The 1004-nt window shown below is 44.4% G+C and carries 3 protein-coding genes; all 3 read left to right on the top strand.

Annotated features, from left to right (window positions below):
• On the top strand, nt 1–249 hold a 249-nt coding region (locus A3763_RS02380), incomplete at its 5' end, for a phosphoribosyl-ATP diphosphatase (RefSeq protein ID WP_068759856.1).
• 9 nt (nt 250–258) lie between these two features.
• Complete coding sequence (tatA, locus tag A3763_RS02375) at nt 259–483, top strand: twin-arginine translocase TatA/TatE family subunit (protein ID WP_068512005.1); 225 nt, start codon at nt 259–261, stop codon at nt 481–483.
• 29 nt (nt 484–512) lie between these two features.
• Nucleotides 513–902: a Sec-independent protein translocase protein TatB gene (gene tatB / locus A3763_RS02370; RefSeq protein ID WP_068512008.1), complete on the top strand. Its 390-nt coding sequence runs from the start codon at nt 513–515 to the stop codon at nt 900–902.
• Nucleotides 903–1004: the final 102 nt, after the last annotated feature.

Here is a 1004-nt window from a genome sequence, read left to right as displayed (position 1 = left end):
CACGCCAAAGGCTTAAATAAAATATTGGAAAAGGTCGGTGAAGAGTGCACCGAAGCAATTCTTGCAGCCAAAGATGCTCAGGATGACGAAGGTAAGAAAGCCTTAGTCTATGAAACCGCTGATTTATGGTTTCACAGCCTGGTAATGCTTTCACACCTGGACCTCGAAGCTAAGGACATCCTTCAAGAACTTGAGCGTCGTTTTGACTTATCAGGCCTTGAAGAAAAAGCATCTCGTAAACAGAAATAGGAGAAGGTTATGGGTATCAGTCCAATGCAGCTACTGATTATATTATTGATCGTAGCACTTATTTTCGGCACCAAGAAACTACGCAATATGGGCGGAGACTTGGGTGGCGCCGTAAAAGGCTTTAAAAAAGCCATAAAAGATGATGAGAAAGCCGCTGTAGAAAAGAAAGACAGCGACATCATCGAAGGCAAAGCTGAAAAAGTCGAAAGCAATGATAAAGAGCAACAAAAGTAACCCTGATCAGGCACTAGCTATCGAATACTATGTTTGACGTTGGTTTTTTAGAGCTCGTCTTAATCGCTATCATCGGCCTATTGGTTTTAGGACCCGAGCGCCTGCCCGTTGCCGCTAGAACTCTGGGTCGCTGGTTTGGCAAAGCACGCCGCATGACCAGCCAGTTCACTCAGGAAATAAATCGCCAGATAGAACTCGAAGACCTAAAAAGCGAGCTTAAAAAGCAGGGCGAGAGTTTGGACATTAATGAAGATGTCGAAATGATCCAGAATACCGTTAAAGACGCCCTCAAAGAAGCTGAAGAGTTCGAGCCCTTACCAAGAGATGAGTATGACAAGCTGTTTCAGGCACCAAAAGAGCCTGATTCGTCAAAAGACCTTCAAAGCAATACGCAAAACGACAAGCCTAAGCAGTCATAACATGGCCTCCGTAATAAGCTAAGCATAGTAAAGACATGAGTAAGACTTCTGACAACGCAACTGAAAACGACACTGTAGTCGACCAAGGCCAGCCTCTAATCA

The sequence above is a fragment of the Oleiphilus sp. HI0128 genome (assembly GCF_001635365.1).
This window is presented reverse-complemented; position numbering and strand designations above follow the sequence as displayed.

Excerpts from the sequence above, each read along its gene's own strand:
- tatB (WP_068512008.1), top strand. The coding sequence starts at position 513 with ATGTTTGACGTTGGTTTTTTAGAGCTCGTCTTAATCGCTATCATCGGC.
- tatA (WP_068512005.1), top strand. The coding sequence starts at position 259 with ATGGGTATCAGTCCAATGCAGCTACTGATTATATTATTGATCGTAGCA.